The 21,178-nt window shown below is 37.5% G+C and carries 20 protein-coding genes; 8 read left to right on the top strand and 12 right to left on the bottom strand.

Annotated features, from left to right (window positions below; genetic code table 11):
• Nucleotides 1–19 precede the first annotated feature (19 nt).
• Nucleotides 20–1,498, bottom strand: coding sequence for a malate dehydrogenase (quinone) (gene mqo / locus C7N65_RS04030; RefSeq protein WP_105993193.1), 1,479 nt, complete (start codon nt 1,496–1,498; stop codon nt 20–22).
• Nucleotides 1,499–1,824: 326 nt separating this feature from the next.
• Here mqo and C7N65_RS04025 point away from each other — a divergent pair, with 326 nt between their 5' ends.
• Nucleotides 1,825–3,003 carry a glycosyltransferase family 4 protein gene (locus tag C7N65_RS04025; RefSeq protein WP_105993192.1) on the top strand — a complete coding sequence of 393 codons (1,179 nt, stop codon included), beginning with the start codon at nt 1,825–1,827 and terminating at the stop codon, nt 3,001–3,003.
• 65 nt (nt 3,004–3,068) lie between these two features.
• On the opposite strand, the gene C7N65_RS04020 is transcribed toward C7N65_RS04025, so the two are convergent.
• Nucleotides 3,069–4,670 (bottom strand): L-lactate permease, encoded by a 1,602-nt coding sequence (locus C7N65_RS04020; RefSeq protein WP_105993191.1) that lies wholly within the window; start codon nt 4,668–4,670, stop codon nt 3,069–3,071.
• Nucleotides 4,671–5,015: 345 nt separating this feature from the next.
• Here C7N65_RS04020 and C7N65_RS04015 point away from each other — a divergent pair, with 345 nt between their 5' ends.
• Complete coding sequence (locus tag C7N65_RS04015; protein ID WP_105993190.1) at nt 5,016–6,743, top strand: CDP-glycerol glycerophosphotransferase family protein; 1,728 nt, start codon at nt 5,016–5,018, stop codon at nt 6,741–6,743.
• Between the two features lie 100 nt (nt 6,744–6,843).
• On the opposite strand, the gene C7N65_RS04010 is transcribed toward C7N65_RS04015, so the two are convergent.
• On the bottom strand, nt 6,844–7,617 hold the full coding sequence (locus C7N65_RS04010; protein WP_105993189.1) for a hypothetical protein: 774 nt from the start codon (nt 7,615–7,617) through the stop codon (nt 6,844–6,846).
• Between the two features lie 216 nt (nt 7,618–7,833).
• Here C7N65_RS04010 and C7N65_RS04005 point away from each other — a divergent pair, with 216 nt between their 5' ends.
• Nucleotides 7,834–8,832 carry an acryloyl-CoA reductase gene (locus tag C7N65_RS04005; protein ID WP_105993188.1) on the top strand — a complete coding sequence of 333 codons (999 nt, stop codon included), beginning with the start codon at nt 7,834–7,836 and terminating at the stop codon, nt 8,830–8,832.
• 176 nt (nt 8,833–9,008) lie between these two features.
• Complete coding sequence (locus C7N65_RS04000) at nt 9,009–10,370, top strand: sugar porter family MFS transporter (RefSeq protein ID WP_105993187.1); 1,362 nt, start codon at nt 9,009–9,011, stop codon at nt 10,368–10,370.
• Between the two features lie 91 nt (nt 10,371–10,461).
• Here C7N65_RS04000 and C7N65_RS03995 read toward each other — a convergent pair whose 3' ends face one another.
• From C7N65_RS03995 to C7N65_RS03985, 3 genes are all read right to left on the bottom strand, one after another.
• On the bottom strand, nt 10,462–11,499 hold the full coding sequence (locus C7N65_RS03995) for an NAD(P)/FAD-dependent oxidoreductase (protein ID WP_105993186.1): 1,038 nt from the start codon (nt 11,497–11,499) through the stop codon (nt 10,462–10,464).
• 162 nt (nt 11,500–11,661) lie between these two features.
• The gene (locus C7N65_RS03990; RefSeq protein ID WP_105993185.1) at nt 11,662–12,096 is read right to left on the bottom strand and encodes a DUF2871 domain-containing protein; all 435 of its coding nucleotides are present in this window, start codon (nt 12,094–12,096) and stop codon (nt 11,662–11,664) included.
• 102 nt (nt 12,097–12,198) lie between these two features.
• A complete protein-coding gene (locus C7N65_RS03985; RefSeq protein ID WP_105993184.1) occupies nt 12,199–12,645 on the bottom strand; it encodes a MarR family winged helix-turn-helix transcriptional regulator in 447 nt (148 codons plus the stop codon).
• A gap of 162 nt (nt 12,646–12,807) precedes the next feature.
• On the opposite strand from C7N65_RS03985, the gene C7N65_RS03980 reads away from it, so the two are divergent.
• Nucleotides 12,808–13,743 (top strand): magnesium transporter CorA family protein, encoded by a 936-nt coding sequence (locus C7N65_RS03980; protein WP_105993183.1) that lies wholly within the window; start codon nt 12,808–12,810, stop codon nt 13,741–13,743.
• A gap of 72 nt (nt 13,744–13,815) precedes the next feature.
• On the opposite strand, the gene C7N65_RS03975 is transcribed toward C7N65_RS03980, so the two are convergent.
• Nucleotides 13,816–14,379 (bottom strand): TIGR00730 family Rossman fold protein, encoded by a 564-nt coding sequence (locus C7N65_RS03975; RefSeq protein ID WP_105993182.1) that lies wholly within the window; start codon nt 14,377–14,379, stop codon nt 13,816–13,818.
• A gap of 123 nt (nt 14,380–14,502) precedes the next feature.
• On the opposite strand from C7N65_RS03975, the gene C7N65_RS03970 reads away from it, so the two are divergent.
• A complete protein-coding gene (locus C7N65_RS03970) occupies nt 14,503–14,841 on the top strand; it encodes a DUF4889 domain-containing protein (RefSeq protein ID WP_105993181.1) in 339 nt (112 codons plus the stop codon).
• A 135-nt stretch (nt 14,842–14,976) separates the two neighbouring features.
• Here the strand turns inward: C7N65_RS03970 and C7N65_RS03965 are convergent, their stop codons facing one another.
• The 4 genes from C7N65_RS03965 to C7N65_RS03950 form a co-directional block, all read right to left on the bottom strand.
• Nucleotides 14,977–16,254: a cation:dicarboxylate symporter family transporter gene (locus tag C7N65_RS03965; RefSeq protein ID WP_105993180.1), complete on the bottom strand. Its 1,278-nt coding sequence runs from the start codon at nt 16,252–16,254 to the stop codon at nt 14,977–14,979.
• Nucleotides 16,255–16,427: 173 nt separating this feature from the next.
• On the bottom strand, nt 16,428–17,330 hold the full coding sequence (locus tag C7N65_RS03960; RefSeq protein ID WP_105993179.1) for an EamA family transporter: 903 nt from the start codon (nt 17,328–17,330) through the stop codon (nt 16,428–16,430).
• Between the two features lie 216 nt (nt 17,331–17,546).
• Nucleotides 17,547–17,903 carry a DUF3139 domain-containing protein gene (locus C7N65_RS03955; RefSeq protein ID WP_105993178.1) on the bottom strand — a complete coding sequence of 119 codons (357 nt, stop codon included), beginning with the start codon at nt 17,901–17,903 and terminating at the stop codon, nt 17,547–17,549.
• Between the two features lie 124 nt (nt 17,904–18,027).
• Nucleotides 18,028–18,654: a nitroreductase family protein gene (locus C7N65_RS03950; RefSeq protein WP_105993177.1), complete on the bottom strand. Its 627-nt coding sequence runs from the start codon at nt 18,652–18,654 to the stop codon at nt 18,028–18,030.
• 160 nt (nt 18,655–18,814) lie between these two features.
• On the opposite strand from C7N65_RS03950, the gene C7N65_RS03945 reads away from it, so the two are divergent.
• Together C7N65_RS03945 and C7N65_RS03940 are read left to right on the top strand one after the other, a co-directional pair.
• Entirely contained in the window at nt 18,815–19,252 is a 438-nt protein-coding gene (locus C7N65_RS03945; protein ID WP_105993176.1) for a MarR family winged helix-turn-helix transcriptional regulator, read from the top strand.
• A 149-nt stretch (nt 19,253–19,401) separates the two neighbouring features.
• Nucleotides 19,402–19,806: an Hsp20/alpha crystallin family protein gene (locus tag C7N65_RS03940; RefSeq protein ID WP_105993175.1), complete on the top strand. Its 405-nt coding sequence runs from the start codon at nt 19,402–19,404 to the stop codon at nt 19,804–19,806.
• A 97-nt stretch (nt 19,807–19,903) separates the two neighbouring features.
• On the opposite strand, the gene C7N65_RS03935 is transcribed toward C7N65_RS03940, so the two are convergent.
• Nucleotides 19,904–21,178: a hydroxymethylglutaryl-CoA reductase, degradative gene (locus C7N65_RS03935; protein WP_105993174.1), complete on the bottom strand. Its 1,275-nt coding sequence runs from the start codon at nt 21,176–21,178 to the stop codon at nt 19,904–19,906.

Raw genomic sequence — 21,178 nt, 5'->3', positions numbered from 1 at the left:
CAACATCTGTTTTAATGTCTTAATTTAATTTCAAATACTTTTCAACATCTGTTTTAATGTCTTTGTATAATTCAGGTTCATCTGCTAATTTCTTACCGAATGACGGGATAATTTCTTTGATGCGTGCTTCCCATTCTGGGAATTCATCTTTATAACTGCGTTGTAAAATATCTAACATCACATCTACTGCAGTTGATGCACCTGGTGACGCACCTAACAATGCCGCAAGACTGCCGTCTTCAGAACAGATGACTTCTGTACCGAATTGCAATGTACCTTTGCCTTTGTCTGTGTCTTTAATCACTTGTACACGTTGTCCGGCAACGACAATATCCCAATCTTCTTTCTTTGCATTCGGGATGAATTCACGTAATTGTTCAATACGTTCATCATCAGAAAGCATTAATTGAGAAATCAAGTACTGCGTCAATTTCATTTCTTTTGCACCTGCAGATAACATCGTCAACAAGTTATTTGGTTTCACAGATTTGAATAAATCCATGTTCGAACCTGTCTTCAAGAATTTAGGTGAGAAGCCGGCGAATGGTCCGAATAACAATGATTTTTTGCCGTCGATATAACGCGTATCCAAGTGCGGAACTGACATCGGCGGTGCACCGACTTTTGCTTTGCCGTACACTTTAGCATCGTGCTGATTTACCACTTCAGGATCTTGACATACTAAGAATAAACCGCTGACTGGGAAACCGCCGATATGTTTAGATTCTGGCAAATGCGTTTTTTGCAATAACTGCAAGCTCGCACCGCCAGCTCCGATAAATACAAAGTCAGAAATATATGTTGTTGTTTCCTCTGTAGTTAAATCTTTGACTTTCACTTTCCAAGTGCCGTCTTTTTGTTGTTTCAAATCAGTCACTTGGTGCTCATATTCAACATCCACTTGGTTTTGTTGTAAGAAGTCGAATAATTTTTGTGTTAATGCTCCGAAGTTGACATCAGTACCCGTTTCGTCACGGCTTACTGCGATTGGAATATGGTTATTACGCCCTTCCATCATTAAAGGAAGCCATTGTGCGATTTGGTCTTTATCTTCTGTCATTGTCATTTCGTTGAATAATGCATTTTCTTTTAAAGCTTTGACACGGCGTCTTAAGAAGTCTACATTGCGTACACCGATACAAAAGCTCATGTGTGGTACAGTGTGAATGAATTCTTCAGGATGATCCAAGTTGCCGTGTTTCACTAAATAAGACCAGAATTCTTTAGAAATTTGGAATTGCTCGTTGATTTTCAAAGCTTTTGAAATATCTAAAGAACCATCCGGCATTTCTTTTGTATAGTTCATTTCGCATAATGCTGAATGCCCTGTGCCCGCATTGTTCCATGCATTAGAACTCTCTTGTGCTGATTCGCTTAACTTTTCAAATACTTTTATCTCTTTTTCTGGTGCAACTTTCTTCAATAATGTACCCAATGTCGCACTCATAATTCCGCCACCGATTAAGATGACATCTGTTTTGCTATGTTCTGAACTCATAACAAATACAGCCCCCTTTTTAATAATGAAGATGACATCTGCTTAAGCATGACCTCAACCCTTTCTTGAGAAAGCGCTTTACCATAGTCTTAAAAAAATAACATACCTAAGTTATGTCAAAATAGTGTTGCTAAGTATTTCGTTCTATTCTCTTATTATATACGTATTTATGCTCAGACAAAAGGGGTAAGGATAGTTATTCAATAGATTATTATTTTTTCGTGTTTAAATTGATGTACAAAACATATATCAAAGCATCTACCTTTGCATAGTCATCCCTGGACTATGATATAATTAAAGGAATTCAATGGGAGGAGTGACACCACGTGCAATCTATCACTTTTTTAATGCATAATATTTATTCCATGGGTGGCACTGTCAAAGCCGTCACACAACTTGCTAACGTATTGGCAGCCAAAGGACATAAGGTAAAAATTATCTCTGTATTCAAAGGCAGTAAAGCACCTTATTTTAAACTTCATCAAGATATCGAAGTACAGCCGCTGGTCGACTATAATCTCAGCCCGCAAAATCTGATGGATATTTTCATGAACCGTATCCGCAAATGGACACCTTTTATCAAACCTCAGATTATTACTGAAAACGAACCTGGTTTAGCGCAGTTTTCAAGCTATGTCGAAAAGAAAATTGTAACTGCTGTCAGTGAAACCGACACAGATGTCTTAGTCGGCACACGTGCAAGCTTTAACCTTCTGGTCGCAGATTATGCTCCAAAAGATGTCTTAACTGTCGGTATGGAACATATGAATTGGGATGCTTATTCAAAAAGCTATCGTCAAGAAATCCAAGCCGCATATCAAGATTTAGATCGTATCACTGTGTTAACAGACGCAGACCGCAAAGCATTTCAAACAGTGATCCAAACACCGGTTTATATCGTACCAAATATGATGAATGAACCGAGAATCGAAATCCCTAAAAAACCGCAAATCATTGCTGCGGGACGCTTAGAATATGAAAAAGGCTTCGACTTGCTGCTGCGCAGTGTCGAACATATACAAGACAGTTTGCGAGATATGAACTATACAGTGCATATCTACGGCGACGGCCAGCAAAAACATGATCTTGAAGAATTCATCCAGCAGCATCAACTCAATGATATTGTTCAGCTTTATCCAGCGACGATGCATCTGCCGCTGCGTTTAGCTGAAAGTACCATCACAGTTGTCCCTTCACGCAACGAAGGATTTGGTTTGGTGATATTAGAAGCCATGAATCAAGGCAGTATTGTCATCAGTTATAAAGGCAATACCGGCCCGGAAACCTTAATTCAATCCAATCGCAATGGTTTCCTTGCAGAGTATCAAAGCATCGTTTCACTGTCAGAACATATTTTAAATGTGATGACTGCACCGCCTTCTGAACAAGGCAAAATAATTGAAAGTGCATTTGAAACGGTCGCAAAATATTCGCCAGACAAAGTATATGAAGACTTTATTAAAGCAATTCATGCACCTCAACCTGAAACCGAAGAAACAGAATAAGTAGTTGCATTAAAAAAACGGAACCGAAATTTCGGCTCCGTTTTTTATATTCACAACTTCTTTAATTATAAGAATAAAGATAAGATATATGTCCAGATACAGATAAAGATGACCATACCTACACTGTAACGCAATGCCATTTTCAAGAGTTCTGATTCTTTACCGACTTGTTTAACAGCTGCAGTCGCAATGGCGATAGATTGCGGTGAAATAATTTTCGCAGCTACCCCGCCTGCTGTATTCGCAGCAACTAACATACCGCCTTTGACACCGATTTGACCTGCAACTGATGCTTGAATCGGCGCAAAGAGTGAGTTGTTATTAACAACAGAACCTGTCATGAACACACCGATCCATCCTAATACTGGTGAGAATAATGGGAAGATACCGCCTGCTTTAGAGATACCTTGTCCCATTGCAGCACTTAGACCGCCGTATGTTGTAAGTTTTGAAACAGCTAAGATGAAACAAATTGTAATAACAGAAATCCATAACTCTTTGAATGTTTCACCTAATAATTGACCTGCATCTTTAAAGCTAATTGTTTGAGATAATAATACTGTAATAATAATTGTAATTAAAATTGCTGTACCTGTTTGTCCTATGATATTCAAATTGAGCGAAATAGCTTTCTTAGTCACTTCACTAAATGTACCAGGTAATGGTAATTGTACCGCTAAGAAATGCAATGGTTTGCCAGGCAAGAAGAGTGCTTTAAAGAAAGGCATACTCCATAACATAACTAAGATTGTTAAGATATAGAATGGGCTCCATGCATATAGAATTTGTTTCAATGTTAATTTCTGAGTGACTGGCGGTTTTGAATCTTTCTCCAAACGGAAAATATGTTTCGGTTGAACTTTGCGGCTTAAAAGCGCAAGTGCACCCATGCTTGCGAGCGGAGGTAAAATATCCGCAAGCTCTGGACCTTGGAATAAAGTCAATGCACCTTGGAACACTGTAAAGATTACTGATACTAATAAAATAAATGGTAATGTTTCTTTAATACCTCTGAAGCCATCAATAATGAAAATTAATAAGAATGGTACAAAGAAGTTGATAAACGCTAATGTAAATGTTGAATAACTAGATACTTGTTGTGCCGTGATACCGCCTTGCAAGTTCAATGTATCAATAACGGCTACTGGCAAACCAATTGCTCCGAATGCCCCTGCTGCTGAGTTAGCAACCAAACATAACATTGCTGCTTGCAGTGGTCTGAATCCTAAATAGATTAATAAGATAGAACAGATTGCGATAGGAACCCCGAATCCTGCCACACCTTCTAAGAATGCGTTAAAACAAAAACCGATTAATAATAACTGCACACGCTGGTCTTGAGAAATATTTGCGATACTGTCTTGAATCATCGCAAATTGTCCAGTTTTTGTAGAAAGTTTGTACAGCCAAACAGCCATGATAACGATGTAACCAATCGGCAACCATCCTTGGAATATTCCTTCTACTACTGCACCCGCTGCCATAACAGCCGGTAATTTAAATATGACTACGGCTACAATCAAAGTCACAATTAATGTAGTTAACGCTGCGTAAATCCCCTTCATTTTAAAAATAGTTAAACATAATAAGAACAAAATAATCGGTACTGCAGCCACAATACTCGATAAGACTAAATTGTGGAACGGATCAAACGAAGATACTAACATATACTTTCCTCTTCTCTCTCTATATTGATTTAGTAGTATTTTAAATTTAACCACGAATTTTGTTTGTGATTTATTTCACATATAATATAACATGTTTTCACAATCTGTTCAATTCTTTTTCTGAATTTTTTTCAAACTGTTTTCTTACATCAATCTCATATGTACCAAAGTATACGCTTACAAATTATTTTCAGAAAACAAACTGTTATAATACAATATTTCTAAATAGTAGTACAGTTCCAGCTTTACTTGCAAGATATCGCATAAATGTTAAAAGGTTCTCTTTCACAGTTAATGAACAAAATGTTAAAATATAGTTTAATATTATAAAACTGAGGTCATACTATGGAAATACTAACAACAGAATATCAATCAGGCGATAAAATGTTGTTTACACTTAAAACAGCCCTTGAAGAAGGATATACGCATTTTATCCCCTCTGACTTAAATATAGATATCTATCCCGACCAATTGTCAGCGCTGAAATCACGCAATACATCACAATCTATTGTTGTAGATTACACAGTAGATGCTTACTATCAAAATGATTGCCGCTATTTTGCAAATACTGCTGTCGACTTTGATGCATGGATGAACAACATTAATCATTTTCCGAATATAATTTTTAGTATTAAGCAATCTATCACAGCACTGAATACCTTCCAATGCGAAACAGCGTTCGATTTAGCAGCCGCATTGCTTTTGTCAGAACAAATCGAAACAAATGGACATGTGGTCTTCGACTTTAAAACACATCTAAGAACATCACAATCGTTTTATCAAAGTATTAAACATCATGAATATGCGTCAGTTACACAATTTAATTTAAATAAACTGGCATACTTGCATCATCAAAAGCCGCCTTTCAAATTCAGAAATACCACATTGCCTGAACCTGTACGCTTTGTCGATAACTGGCTATGGAAGACGCACTTTAAACTACCCCACTTTATTACCAGCATGATATTAGATCGCAGTTATGAAAATCATCAAAGCATGAGTAATATATATGAAAAACAAGAGACAGAGTTAAACGGCACCGTCGTCTTTTTAGGATTTGATTACGGCTTTAGAGGTAATTCACGTTATTTATTCAATTACTTTGCAAAACATTACTCAAAATATCCTGCGTTCTATATTACAGATGATGCGACAGGCCCGCATTTTGTCTCTCCAGAACATGAAGACACAAAAGATTTGATTGAAAATGCCAATGTCGTTATCAGCGAAAGTTATATTCCTGATACATTGCAGCCGAATGGAACAATTATTCAGCTATGGCACGGTACACCATTAAAACAACTTTTCTTAGACAGCCGAGAACCCTATCAAAATCATGAAATCTATAATTACCGTGCACGCAAATATAATAAATGGCTCCAACAGAACTATTTGATTTGCGACAGTTCAGAAGCGGCAGAACTTTTCAAGACTGCCTTTCCGATGCAATATACAGAAATAGCAGCTTGCGGTTATCCAAGAGTACGCTACTTGTTGGACAAACAAAACGATCAGCCTTACGTGCAATTTATCAAACAAGCACTTAAACTTGATCCAAATAAACCGACACTGCTTTATCTGCCGACATGGAAAACAAATCCAAAACCAGACGATAACTTATCTATTTCGAAAGAACTGCTTCAGCATTATAATGTGATATTTCGCGGACATATTGAAAGCGATGAAACACAAGACACATCACTTTCAAAACAAGTGATTCAGCCAGTAAGCAATATTGAAACACAAGATTTAATACTCGCTTGCGATATTTTAATCAGCGACTACTCTTCTGTTGTCTTTGATGCATTAACTATAGAGAAACCTGTAGCACTTTATACACCGCATTTAGACAGCTACCAGCAAGAACGCGGGCTTTATGATGAAGTTATGAAACCTTTTGAACCTGTTTCTTACAGCAGCGCAGAAAAATTGACAAACGACTTAATCAACCAAGCGATTCCATTGATTAATCACCCAATTGTTAATCATCACAATCATTCTTTCGAAACGATATCCAGTTTGATTGTGCAGCAATTGCCGAAGCGTACGAAACGTCACAAATCATTAACCTGAATAGAAGATAAAAATGCTCAGCACGAAGATGTGCTGAGCATTTATTTGTTCTCATCTGCAATATATTTGTTTCACTACTTTTGTAACGATAACTATCGGTTTATTGACCTGCAGCGTATGCCGGATCAATGACTGCCGCTTGACCTTGCTGATTAACAGTGACTAATGAATATGTGCCTGGTTGTGATTGGTTGCGGAAGCTGAATACATATGAATAGCTGCCGTCTCCGTTATCTTGTACACCAAAATCATTGTACGGATTAGATTGTCCATTAATTGAGTCTGCAGCATTTTGAGCTGTTTGCAATGATTGCGGGAAGTTCGGCAATACGCGTAATGTAGATTCATTCACAGCTGCTTGTCCGATTGTACTTGCTGCTGGTACTGCATTTTGACCTTGGTAAGGTGCTACATAGCCAGTTTGTTGTGCTTGGCTGCCTTGAGTGCTGTTTTGACTTGCAGTTTGCTGTGTATTTTGACCTTGAGTTGCTTGACTGTTTGCATCTCCGCTTTGTCCGCCGTTAGCTCCTGCGGCTGCACCTGAAGATGCTGCATTGTTGTCAGCACTGCTGTTTGAACTTGAATCAGAAGCTCCCTCGCTGTTTGAAGATGAATTTGCACCTTCACCGCTTGTACTAGATGAGGCATTTTTGTCTTCGCTTGATTGATCGCTGTCAGAAGCATTGCTGTCTTCGCTTGCTTTGTCTTTATCTTTGTTTGCTTCTTTATCCTTGCTGCTTTCTTTATCATTGCTCTTGCTTTCTTGTGTTGTTTGGTCTTTATCTTTGTTTTCATCCTCTTTCTTGCTGTCATCATTACCACAAGCTGCAAGAATTAATGATAACGTTAATGCTCCGGCAAATAACTTTTTCATACGTTCTCCTCCTTATGTACTTTCAATGTTTTGATGGTATCATCTCTTAACTTATACACTTCCATTATATTGTATAAACATTGAAAATGTAAAAATTCTTTTAACAAAAAATTATTATGACACAAGTCATGTATTAAACTGAGCCACTCTATTTGTTGCAGGTTCTATGTTCGTGTTAACATTTCTTTAATTATGAAAATGAAAGGAATGAAAGATATGACAGAGACATTCCGCGCATATTATGCAGAAAAGAATGACCATCAAGTCAAATCACAATTAAAAACATTACCTATAGAAACGATTGAATCAGGCGACGTATTAATACGCGTAGCCTATTCTAGTATTAACTATAAAGATGCACTCGCAGCAAAAAAAGGTGCTGGTGTAGTTAAAAATTATCCGATTATTCCAGGAATTGATTTAGCAGGTACAGTAGTAGAATCTGAAACTTCCGCCTTCCAACCTGGAGATGAAGTGATTGCGACAAGTTATGATTTAGGTGTATCACACCATGGCGGCTTAAGCGAGCTTGCTCGTGTCAAAGAAGAATGGGTACTCCCGCTGCCTAAAAACCTGACACTTGAAGAAGCAATGATTTATGGTACTGCAGGCTATACCGCAGGTTTAGCAATCCAAAAACTTGAGGACAACGGATTAACTGTCGAAGGTTCGCCTGTCCTTGTACGCGGTGCAAGCGGCGGCGTCGGAAGCCTAGCTGTCATGATGTTAAGTGCCATCGGCTATAAAGTAGTCGCAAGTACAGGCAATCAGCAAAATGAGGACTATTTAAAATCTATCGGTGCAGATGAAGTGATCCCTCGTGTCGAAAGAGAATCAGAAAAGCCGCTATGTAAAAGAGAATGGCAAGCAGTTATTGATCCTGTAGGCGGCAAACATGTCGGAGACATTATCAAACGTTTAAAAAACAGAGGCAGCATTGCTTTAATCGGCAACACAGCAGGTATTGATTTCGAAACAACAGTCTTACCGTTTATTTTGCGCGGCAATAGTATTTTAGGTGTAGATTCTGCAGAGACACCTATGAAAATACGCAAACAAATTTGGCGCAGACTGGCGACAGATTTAAAACCAGAGCCTCTGCATTCTATCAAACAAGTTATTTCATTAGATGAAGTACCAGATGCAATGGAACAGATGTTGAACAATCAATCCAGCGGCCGTTTTGTCGTTAAAATCAACCCTGACCAGCAATAATATGATCCCTTTTCGCAGCAATTTCAAATGAAGTTGCTGCTTTTTTATTTGAATTTCATAATTACAATATATTTTAATTAATATTATTGGACAAGTCGTATTATATTGTTATTTACTTTAATTTAATGAAAGCGTATACTTAATTTACATTAAATTCTAAATAGGAGGTTATCATAATGGGAAAGAAGTTTAACAAAAACCTCATTTTCTTCATAGGTGCACTCGGCGGATTGCTCTATGGTTATGATATGGGTATTATTTCTGGTGCCCTGCTTTATATTCCTGATGATATACCGTTAACCGGCGCAACAGAAGGCTTTGTTGTATCAGCCATGTTAATCGGTGCGATATTAGGTTCTGGTTTCAGCGGACCGTCATCAGATAAATTAGGACGCAGACGCGTTGTCTTTATCATTGCGATTATCTACATAGTAGGCGCATTGGTACTAGCACTGGCACCTAATTTAACAACATTAGTTCTCGGCCGCTTTATTATCGGTATTGCGGTAGGTGGTTCTACAGCTATCGTTCCTGTGTATTTATCAGAAATGGCACCAACAGAATCACGCGGTTCTTTAAGTTCATTAAACCAACTGATGATTACTATCGGTATCTTGGCTTCATATTTAACAGGTTACGCTTTTGCGGGCATTGAAGGTTGGAGATGGATGTTAGGACTTGCAGTTGTACCATCTGTCATTCTTTTAGTCGGCGTTATCTTTATGCCGGAAAGTCCAAGATGGCTCCTGGAACACCGCGGTGAAAATGCAGCACGTAAAGTAATGGGCTTAACATTCCCTAAAAACCAAATCGATCATGAAATTGCTGAAATGAAAGAAATCAATGCAATTTCAGAAAGTACATGGAATGTTTTAAAATCACCTTGGCTGCGCCCAACGATTATTATCGGTTGTGTGTTCGCACTCTTCCAGCAAATCATCGGAATCAACGCAATTATTTACTATGCACCTTCCATCTTCGTTAAAGCTGGTTTAGGTGACTCAGCATCTATTTTAGGTTCAGTCGGTATCGGTACGGTCAACGTACTTGTAACGATTGTCGCTATTATGATTATTGATAAAATCGACCGTAAGAAATTATTGTTAATCGGAAATATCGGTATGGTGGCTTCATTAGTCATCATGGCCATCTTAATCTGGTCAATGGGTATCCAATCATCTGCTTGGATTATCATTGCATGCTTAACAATCTTTATTATTTTCTTCGGTTTCTCATGGGGTCCTGTCCTATGGGTTATGCTGCCAGAACTCTTCCCTATGCGTGCACGTGGTGCCGCAACAGGTATCGCAGCACTTGTTTTATCATTAGGAAGTTTAGCAGTTGCACAATTCTTCCCTATGTTAAACGAAGTATTGCCGACACAAGGCGTCTTCTTAATCTTCGCAGTGATTGGCGTATTTGCCGCAATCTTTGTGACTAAATACTTGCCAGAAACACGCGGACGCAGTTTAGAAGAAATCGAGGCAGAATTGCGCGAACGTACTTCCGCAACTACTGCAAACTTCGACAATAAATAACACATTGAAATGCCGTACTTATGAGTGCGGCATTTTTTGCATGCAAAAAGCATTCACAGGCGCTTGTAGTGAATGCTTTTCCTTTGTTTCATTATTGTTCATTATATTGTTGGATGATGGCTTTGTTTGCTTCTTTAAAGTGCTCATTGTGGCTTGAAACATAACCTTCTGCCGGCGCTTCAGGTTCAATATATTGTTTGGCTAAGTTCGCCGCATTGCCTGCATCGCTGAAGGCACTTGCGATCAAATGCACTTTCGCATCGTGATGAATAATATCGCCGCATGCGAAAATACCTGTCTCACTTGTTTTCGTATTGCCTTGTCCTTTAATTTGATAGGCATTCATCATTTCAAGTTTCGTTGCAGTTTCTTCTAGGAGAGGATTTTCAATATCAAAACCATGACTGATAATGACATCATCTACGGATAAGGTTTCTGCTTCTCCTGTTGTACTGTTCTCCACAACAACCGATTGAATATTTTCCTGCTTTTCATCACCGATTAATGCTGTGATTTGACTGTTCGGGTGCTGTATCACACCGTGTGCAGATAATTTATCCTGCATCGCTTCAAATCCGGTTAATTTATCTTTACGATAAACTAAACGTACACTGTTCGCATAAGGCGCAATTTCACATGCCCAATCTAACGCAGAATTGCCTGCTCCTGAAATCACGACATCTTTATCCGCAAAACGAGACAGCTTTTGTACGACGTAATGCAAGTTTGTAATTTGGTAACGCTCAGCATCTTTGATTTTTAAAGGCTTAGGTTGAATAATACCGCCGCCGATCGCAATGATTACTGCTTTGGATTCATAAACTTGTCCTTGGTCTGTTGTCACTTTGAAGTGGCGTTCTTTGACTTTATGAATGTCTGTGACACGTTCTTTTAAACGTACTTCCGGATTAAAATGAAGTCCTTGTTCAATTAAGTCTTTCGTAATTTGATAGCACGGTTTAGGCGCAACACCGCCGATATCCCAAATAATCTTTTCAGGATACAGACACATCTTGCCTCCGAGCTGTTCTTGTACATCTATTAAACGCACACTCATGCCGCGAAGTCCTGCATAAAAGCTCGCATAGAGCCCCGCAGGTCCCCCGCCGATAATTGTTATATCTTTCATATTATGCTTGCCCCCTAATTTCTTTCTTGTGCTGCATAATTCTTATTGAAAATTGTTCTCATCTATATTCTACATGATATTGTCTCGAGAAGATATTATCTTTTATCAAATTATAAAGAAAAGACACAACATCGCTCCATGTTGTGTCTTTTGCATATGCATTTAATTTTTATGTTTTTGCTGTCCTTCTATCGGATGGGTTAAAATTGCTTTCTTCAATAAGAAGAACAAAATAATAAACCCGGCTGATAAAGTCATATGGCCTAATCCTGCGATACCTGCAATTCCAGGTGAAATACTAGCTCCTGTAACTTGCATTGTCCCTTTAATCGCTTGTAGTGCCACTGTAACGATAACCCCAATATTATAAACATAATAAAACCAATTAAATAAGTAGTACTTGCTTAATTGGAATAATTTTTCAAATACAATTAAAATCAAGAACATGAACATACCCAGCATTAAAAGATGTGTATGCACAATCGACAATTGCGTTTTGCCTGTGAACTCAAAAGCTTTAGTCAACTCGCGATAATATACACCGCTGATTAAGCCGATAATTGTATAAGTTAAAAATGTATACAAAATTCTGCGCATTTTTGTTTCCTCCTAATAGTATTCCCCTCTATTATAAAGGATGCCAATGCTTTCAGAAAGTCATGTACAAATCGTCATGAAATGGACACAAGAAGCACCTTATTAAAAAGGACCTGCTTCAGAATCTAGCGTACGCAAATTATCTTGCATTTTATAGAGAATTTCTTTTAATGCATTTTGATCGGCTTTTGGTATTTCATAAAATAAAACCGCTTCTACCTCATCCAAAATCGCAATGATTTCACGTACATCTTTTTTTGCTAACGCTGTTAATACGACTTCTTTCTTACGTGTATCTTCAGGCACACTGATACGTTCAATCAGCTTTTTATTTTCAAGGCTTCTTAACGCACTGCTTACTGTCGGACCCTTGCGATTAAAAATTTGAATCAAATCAGTTTGTGCCACTTTTCCTGTGTCGCTTTCATAAATATAGCGCAGTGTCTGCGCTTGTTCTTGAGTAATCCCGTAAGGTTCTAACAAATGGTCAGCTTTCACTTTCATTTCATTCGTTATCATACGTAACAAGTATTGAATTGTTGTTGCCATTTCGTCACATCCTTTAATAAATAGACTACACAAATCAGTAAATTATGGTACTATTATGTAGCACATAATAAATAAATCGGACAATACGTTCTCTTTATTTTTAACTTAAAGTACTGCGTTTAAACTACCTTGTTTGATTTATTATAGAAAGGAAGCTTCAGAATGATTACAGCTTACAAACACAATGTTCATCACGATATTCATACTACTTCTTTAGAAGACGCTTTGTGGATTAATATCACTGAGCCCTCAAGAGAAGAAGTCGAATCATTGATTGAGCGTTTCACTATTCCAGAAGACTTCTTAAAGGACCCTTTGGATGCCGATGAGAGTGCCCGTGTCGAATTTGATGACGAAACTGGTTATTCTCTAATCATCATCGACATTCCAATCGTTAATAAAAATAATCATAAGATTCTATCCTTTATGACTATTCCGCTGGGAATTATTATTGGTCACGGCCGTCTGATTACTGTTTGCGATCATGAAGTAGAGTTTTTAGACACCTTCACAAAATCCAGCCAGAACTTGCATTACCGCAGCCAATTTGCGTTGAATATCTTAGTCACGATTTCTAATCACTATAACCGCAACTTGCGTTTGCTTAATAAATCAAGATTACGTATTGAACGTGAATTGAAAAAAACAGTCACAAATAAACAACTGTATAATCTCATGGAAGTCGAGAAAAGTCTGGTATACTTCTTAGCTGCGTTGAAAGGTAATGAAGACGTCTTCAAAAAACTCTTTAAATTACCGCCGATTAAACGCTTTGAAGAAGATGAAGATTTAATCGAAGACTTGTTTGTCGAAACCAACCAAGCCATCGAAACAACTGAATTGCATACACGTATCTTAGAAAGTATCACAACTTCATATGAATCACTGCTATCTAATGATATGAACAACATCATGAAAACTTTAACATTATTTACAGTATTCTTAACTTTACCGACATTGGTCTTCAGTTTCTTCGGTATGAACGTACCTTTACCGCTCAATGACCATAGTCCGACCTCTTGGGTTGCGACCTTAGGTATTTCCATGATCATTGTCGCGATTGTATTCTTATTCTTATGGCGAAAAGGCAAAATATAAATTATCGCTTCAAACGATAGACATCATGCATCAAAGTCTGCACAGGCTTTAATGCATGATGTCTATTTATATTTACTTATATTTACGTGCATGCGGCGCTTCATAATGATGAATGAAATCTTCCAAAGCATCAAAGTCATCTGTAAACAAGATTAAATCGCGATCTGCTTGACTGACAAACCCTTCTTCTACCATTTGATCATAAAAGGCTGCCATTTTGTCATAATACCCTGATACATTAAAAAAGATACAAGGATTATCATTTTGGCCTATTCTTGCCCATGACACCATTTCAGTTATTTCTTCTAATGTGCCGGGTCCTCCAGGCAATGCAATACATACATCGCCTTTTTCAAGCATAACTGCTTTACGTTCAGCCATCGTATCTACAATAATCAATTCATCTAAACCTTGATGTGCAATTTCCTTTTCTTCTAAAAATCTCGGCATCACACCAATGACATGACCGTGATGCTGTTTAATAGTATCTGCAAGTTTGCCCATCAAGCCGACATTGCCGCCGCCATAAACTAAACCATAGCCTTTTTGCGCCATCCATTCTCCTAGTTGTTTTGCAGCTTGGCGATATATTTCATTTTTGCCTTCGCTGGCACCGCAGTAAACAATAAAATTCATTTGCTGGTCTCCTTTAACTTATGCTTATTTCATTATAACAAAGACGTCCTATTTATGATTCGTTGCAATTTTCCATGATTTTCGGTATATATAAAAGAAGAAAAAGAAAGGAGTTTTACATACATGAAAAAGAATGGTAAAACGCTCGGTATCGTATTAATTGCAGTCCTTGCAATCGCATGTGTCGTTTTAGTCATTATGATGATGACATCAGGCGAAAAAGAAACGTATTACGGTATCATGAAAGATTCTAAAACAGTTGAGAAAATGGTACGTGAAAAAGATAACCATATTGAAGAAAACGTCAAAATTCAAACAGACGATCAATTCCAACCGAAAAAAGGCGACTTTGTCCTACTAGTTAAAAAGAAAGATTCTGATGAATTTTCAAAGAAAAAAGTCGTGCAGCATGATGATATTCCGCACGGTTTGATGATGAAAATACATGACATGAAACATTAATTTAAACACTGATAGTATGAAGCGATAACAAAACCACCGATGCTTTTTCGCACTGGTGGTTCTTCTTTTACAAATTAGTATGTCAGAAAATTAAATTTAGATTTAGGCTGTATGCCTATTGACTTGCATTACTGCTTAAATCGATTTTAAGTACTCTTCTGATTTTTTCTTATCGAATACATTTTCCCATCTAGCAATAACAACTGTAGATAATGCGTTACCTACGACGTTAACACATGTACGTACCATATCTAAGATACGGTCGACACCGATGATTAATGCTAAGCCGGCTGCCGGTAAGCCCATAGAACCTAATGTTGTCAAGAGAACAACGATAGAGGTACCTGGTACAGCTGCCATACCTTTTGATGTAATCATAAGTGTAAAGATTAAGACTAATTGTTCGCCTAAGCTTAAATGAATTCCGTACATTTGCGCTACGAATAAAGCCGCAATCGATTGATACAACGCTGAACCGTCCAAGTTGAACGTGTATCCGATTGGAATAACAAATGACGTAATATCTTTTGGCGAACCGAAGTTTTCCATTTTTTTCATCATTACCGGCAATACTGCTTCAGAACTTGAAGTTGAGAATGCCAATAAAATTTCACTTTTCAATACTTTTATAATATCAAATACACTGATGCCGCATAATTTAGCTACAATGCCTAAGACAACGACAACGAAAAAGACCATTGCGCCGACTACCACAAGTACAAGTTTCACAAGTGGAATTAATGCGGAAGCACCGAATGTCATAATAGTTACACAGATAAATGCGAACACGCCAAGCGGCGCTAATTTTAAGATTTTATTGATCATCCAGAAAGTCGCTTCTAACACTCCGCCTAAGAATGCTTTCACAGGTTCACCTTTTTCTCCGATTGCTGCGATACCTAAACCAAAGAATACCGCGAAGAAGATGATTGGAAGCAATTCTCCTTTAGCTAATGCTTCGAAAAAGTTCGTCGGAATGATATTTACAATGGTATCAATAAAATGATTGCCATATGTAGAATGTTCAGCTGCATGCGCTGATGACTCATATTTCGAAATATCACCTTTCGGTAATTTGTTCGGATCTAATCCCGTCCCCGGTTTAAATATGTTCGCGAACAAAACACCTAATGCAATTGCGATAGTTGTAATCACTTCAAAGTAAATGATTGTTTTAAGTCCATAACGTCCGACTGTTTTAGATTCGCCTACACCTGAGATAGATAAGGCCAAAGAACAGAATACAACCGGAATAACAATCATTTTAATTAAGTTTAAAAATATATCACCAAGCGGTTGAATGTAATTCGCTATGTCTTTTTGTCCATATAGTAATAGTCCTACAATAACACCTAGAACAAGCGCAATCATAACCTGCACTGGTAAACTTATTTTTCTCTTAAATAAAGCCATTGATGCATCTCCCCTTTTTCTGACATTGTTTAATTATATCAGAAAAAAAATAATTAGGATAGAAAAGTTTAAAAGTTTAAGATGATTTTACACTAATAGTATAGAATTATATACTATATAAGTGGAATTAAACACCTATAGACTCTGATTACTTTCTATCCTAATTATTTAAGTTAATCTTTGACTACTGCTAAGAAGATAACCATTAATACTATGAATGAAACACCGACAACTTGCCATAACCCGAAGGATACACCTAACCACACAACAGATAATAAAATCGCTGTTAACGGTTCGATTGTACCTAGGACACTGGCTTCTTGCGGATATAAGAACTTCAGACTGGAAATAAACAGCCAGAACGCAAACATCGTACCAATGATGACTGCGATAAATAAATAAACTAAAACTTTAAAATCCCAGTTTGAAATATCTACTTTCCAAAACGGATGCAGGAAGTTCAAGAATACCCCTGCGATAAACATTGCCCAGCCGACGACATTGACTGTGCCCCACTTAGCAAGCAGCTGTACTGGGAAGATCGTATAGAATGCCATCGCGAAGGCAGACATAACACCCCAAATGATGGCCGGCATCGGTACAGATAAAGTCGCAAGCGATCCATTCGTCAATAGTAAGAATGTACCGCTGAGTGCTAATGTAACGGCAATGCCTTCTTTCCATCTGAAATTAATCACTTTAGTCGTTACTAAATATAAAATAATTATTACGGGACCTAAATATTGGAGCAACGTTGCGACTGCTGCGTTACCATAATGAATGGTCGCCATAAAACAGTACTGCACACCTAACATTCCAATGAGTGAATATATAAATAATTTGAGCGTATCTTTTTTATCTGCCCAAATTGTAAGGGTCTTCTTACCTTCTAAGAAGAATGAAATAATAACTAATAGTAATCCGGATACTAATAAACGTACACCCACGAACCACGTGACCGGCAAGTGTATATGTTCAAATAACCATTGCGATACTGTCCCGCCAGCACCCCAAAAGATTGAACCGATAATCACTAATACAAACCCTGGCCAACGTTTTTGATTTCTGTGTGTCACAGGCGTCCCTCCTATCATGTTTTTTCTCTCTGCTGATACTAAAGGTGTTATATCCCATTTCGATAATCTTAATCAAACATTAATAAGTCGTGATACATTTTTCATACTGCTATCACGAATTTTTGAATTCAATCTTAATTTAACGCAAATAAGACACTAAACACAATACATGGTGTTTAATGTCTTAATCATTTTTATTCTAACATACTTGCTCGGTTATTTAAGCTTATAATTGTCATCAAAGAAATTATGTTTGGCTTTTTTGATGTGTTTTCTTGTTTGCGTATCAAATGCTTGTGCAAATAAACCTTTTGAAGTAGCCATCGGCTGAATTACATACGTCAATTCAGGTTCATCTTTGAACACTACTTCTTTATAGTAAACGCCGTCTTTCGCATTAAATTTCTTTTCTTCAGATTTGATTTTGTCTTGCAGATGATGTTCCGCAATATACTGATCAACCAATTTCAAGTTTTGTTTTCCTTGATACATTTTCAAACCAAAGAAAAAAACCGTTGCGACAATTAATGAACCAATAATTATTAAGATAATATGAAACACTTTTTTCTTCATCTTTAGACTCCTTTAGCCCTAAAAATCATACCTTTTAAACATCTCTATCTGTATAAGTATGAATGAAATTGCTCAACAATGTTACACATTTCCCATTATTGTAACAAAATTGTCGATAATACGCTTAGAAATAACGTCTGAATGCATCAGGAGCTAAACGATACGTATGGTGGGCTTCTTGGTCTGCTTTACCTACTGCCACAATCATAATCGGTAAATAGCGGTTAGAATCAAGCCCTAATACTTCCGCAATATTTTCTTTATCAAAGCCGCCGATAGGGTTCGTATCATACCCATGCGCTTTTGCTACTAACATAAACTGCATCGCAAATAAACTGCAGTCGATATTAACGATTGATGTCATTTGCGGTAATGATAATCCTTTATAAAACGGAATGAACTTCGATAATAAATCTTCTTTTGTTTCTTTCGGCATATAGCCTTTATCTACATTGCCTTGATAAATCTGTTCGCCGTACTCATAGTTTTTAAGGTCGCCGAAGATCACAACCATAGCGGCAGAAGTATCATTTTGTCTTGTATTGAATTGTACAATAGGACGCAGCTTTTCTTTACCTGCTTCACTGTCAACAACCACTACTCTCCACGGCTGCATATTGATAGATGAAGGTGCTAATGCTGCTTTCTCCAGCATTTCATCCATTTCTTCATGTGAAATTTTGACATCCTTGTCATATACTTTCACCGATTTGCGTGCTTTGAGTACATCATCAAATAATTGTTTTTCCATCTTTTGAACGATCTCCTTTATATATGTTTGTCAAAAAAAGATATACCATATCATTCATTTGAATCACCAATCTTAAACACAGTAAATTATATGGATGAAATTACTTCTTGACAAGTGAAAGCGTTCATAATATCGTTGTTTTAAATAAGGAGTGATTTAATTGCATGAGTCTAACAACTTTCTGGATAAACAATTATGTTTTTTATTCTATGTGTCATCTAAAGAGATTATCAAACGCTATACACCTCATCTAAAGAAGTACGGTTTGACCTATACTGCTTATATTGTCATTTTAGCGTTAGAAGATGATGAATCTATTAATATAAAATCATTAGGTCAGCGTGTATATTTAGATTCAGGTACTTTGACACCGATGATTAAAAAGCTTGAAGCTAAAGGCCTTGTTAAAAGACTAAGAAAGCCTACAGATGAACGAAATCTTTTAGTCTCTTTAACAGAGCAAGGGGTTAAAACAAGACACGAAATTGCTAAGATTTCAATGGAAGTTTTCAATGATTTAGACATCTCATGGGAAGATGCTAAAACAATTAAATCTGTCCTTACGAAATTTATCGTTAACAATTTTACTGAAGAATAACACGAAAAGCCTCTAATTATCTATCACCTCTCCTATTTGGTATAATGAATCTTAGAAACTCGCATAAAATTCACTGGGATTACCGTTGAAAATCAAGGGTAATGAACAATAAAGCGGGATTTTATTAAATGAAAAAGGAGAGATTTTAGATGCCTTTCGAAAGCAAACCAACTGACATTTTCAAAGAATTCGGACGCCAATTTATAGATCAAATTCCAACGGTCAACCCTGTTAAAACAGATATTAGAGAAAAAGATAACCAATATATTTTAAAAGCAGATTTACCTGGATTTGATAAAAAGGACATTAACTTATCTTATAACGAAGGCACACTTAAAATCAGTGCAAAACGCTCAATTGAAAGCCGCACTGAAAATGAAGAAGGCCGCGTAATCCAAAGAGAACGCAGCGAAAACAGTGTCAGCCGTGAATTCTCTTTCAGCAACATTGAAAGCGACGGTATCACAGCATCTTACAAAGACGGTGTCCTTACTGTGACATTGCCGAAAAAAGATGAACAAGACATCGCAGGTTCAAACATTTCAATCGACTAATAGATTTACGTTGCAAGTAAAAGCAGCGCATCCTGTTTAACAAGATGCGCTGCTTTTATTATGCTTACAGCTTTATATTCTATTTCTGAATTTATGATTATCCTCTTAACTCTTTTAATAACTCTTCTGCTTTAGCCATATTTGCTGTTTCTGCTTGTTTTAAAGCATCCGCAACTTGTTCGATTTCTGCACCTTTGGCACCTGCGACAATCGCTAGTGATTTATACTGCAGACTCATATGGCCTTCTTGAATACCTTCAGATACTAATGCACGACATGCAGAGAAGTTTTGTGCAAGGCCAACAGCCGCTGCGACTTCGCCTAATTCTTGTGCTGAATCTACATGTAAGATTTCTTGAGAAAGACGTGCAATCGGAACGACTTTCGTACCGCCGCCGACCGTTGCCAAAGTCATCGGAATCTCAATTGTGCCTTTCAAACGGCCTTTGTCTTCAAGATATTCCCATTTAGTCATACTGCGGTATTGCCCTTCTTTGCATGCATAAGCATGTGCACTCGCTTCTGCACTACGTGTATCATTACCTGTCGCAAGCACAACAGCATGAATACCATTCATTACACCTTTATTGTGTGTAACTGCACGATATGGATCCACATATGCTAATACAGAAGCCGCTTCTAAGCGTCTTGCAATTTCAGCACCGCTCATTTCTCCGCGTGCTAAATCCTCAATATCGATTTCCCCTGAGACGCGCACAACCGACGCTGTAGCGTGATTAGACAAAATGCTCATTAATACATTAATCTCAGGCCATTCGCCCTTCAAGAAGCCTGAAATGCCTTCTAAGATGGTATTCATCATGTTCGCACCCATCGCATCTTTCGTATCTACGTAAACCTTCAATGAAACAAGCTCTTCATTCTCAAATGTGTCGACATCGATTTTACGATAACCGCCGCCGCGTTTAAGAATAGATGGATACGCTGTATCAGCGATTTGATGGATTTGATCTTCTTTATCTAATAATTGCTCAGCTAATGCTTTCGGGTCTTTAACATCCATAAATACGATTTGCCCTATCATTAAGCGTTCGCTGGATTCTACTTTGAATCCGCCTGTTTTATTCACAAGTTTAGAACCGTAACTAGCGGCTGCGACAACAGAAGGTTCTTCTACCATCATCGGTACCGCATAGTGTTTGCCTTCTACAATGATTTCAGGCAATAACCCTACAGGCAATGCGCCTTGTGTGATTACATTTTCAATTAAGCTGTCCGCAACTTCTTCTGAAAGCAGCGGCAAGTCTAATAACTCTTGATGACTTTCTGATGAAATCCAGCCGTTGTCTTCTAAGCGTTGTAATTTATCTTGACGTGATAAATGTCGAAAATCTTTTCCCAATGCTTTCAT

The sequence above is a fragment of the Staphylococcus simulans genome (genome assembly GCF_002994445.1).
In the GTDB taxonomy this organism is placed as follows: Bacteria; Bacillota; Bacilli; order Staphylococcales; family Staphylococcaceae; genus Staphylococcus; species Staphylococcus simulans_B.
This window is presented reverse-complemented; position numbering and strand designations above follow the sequence as displayed.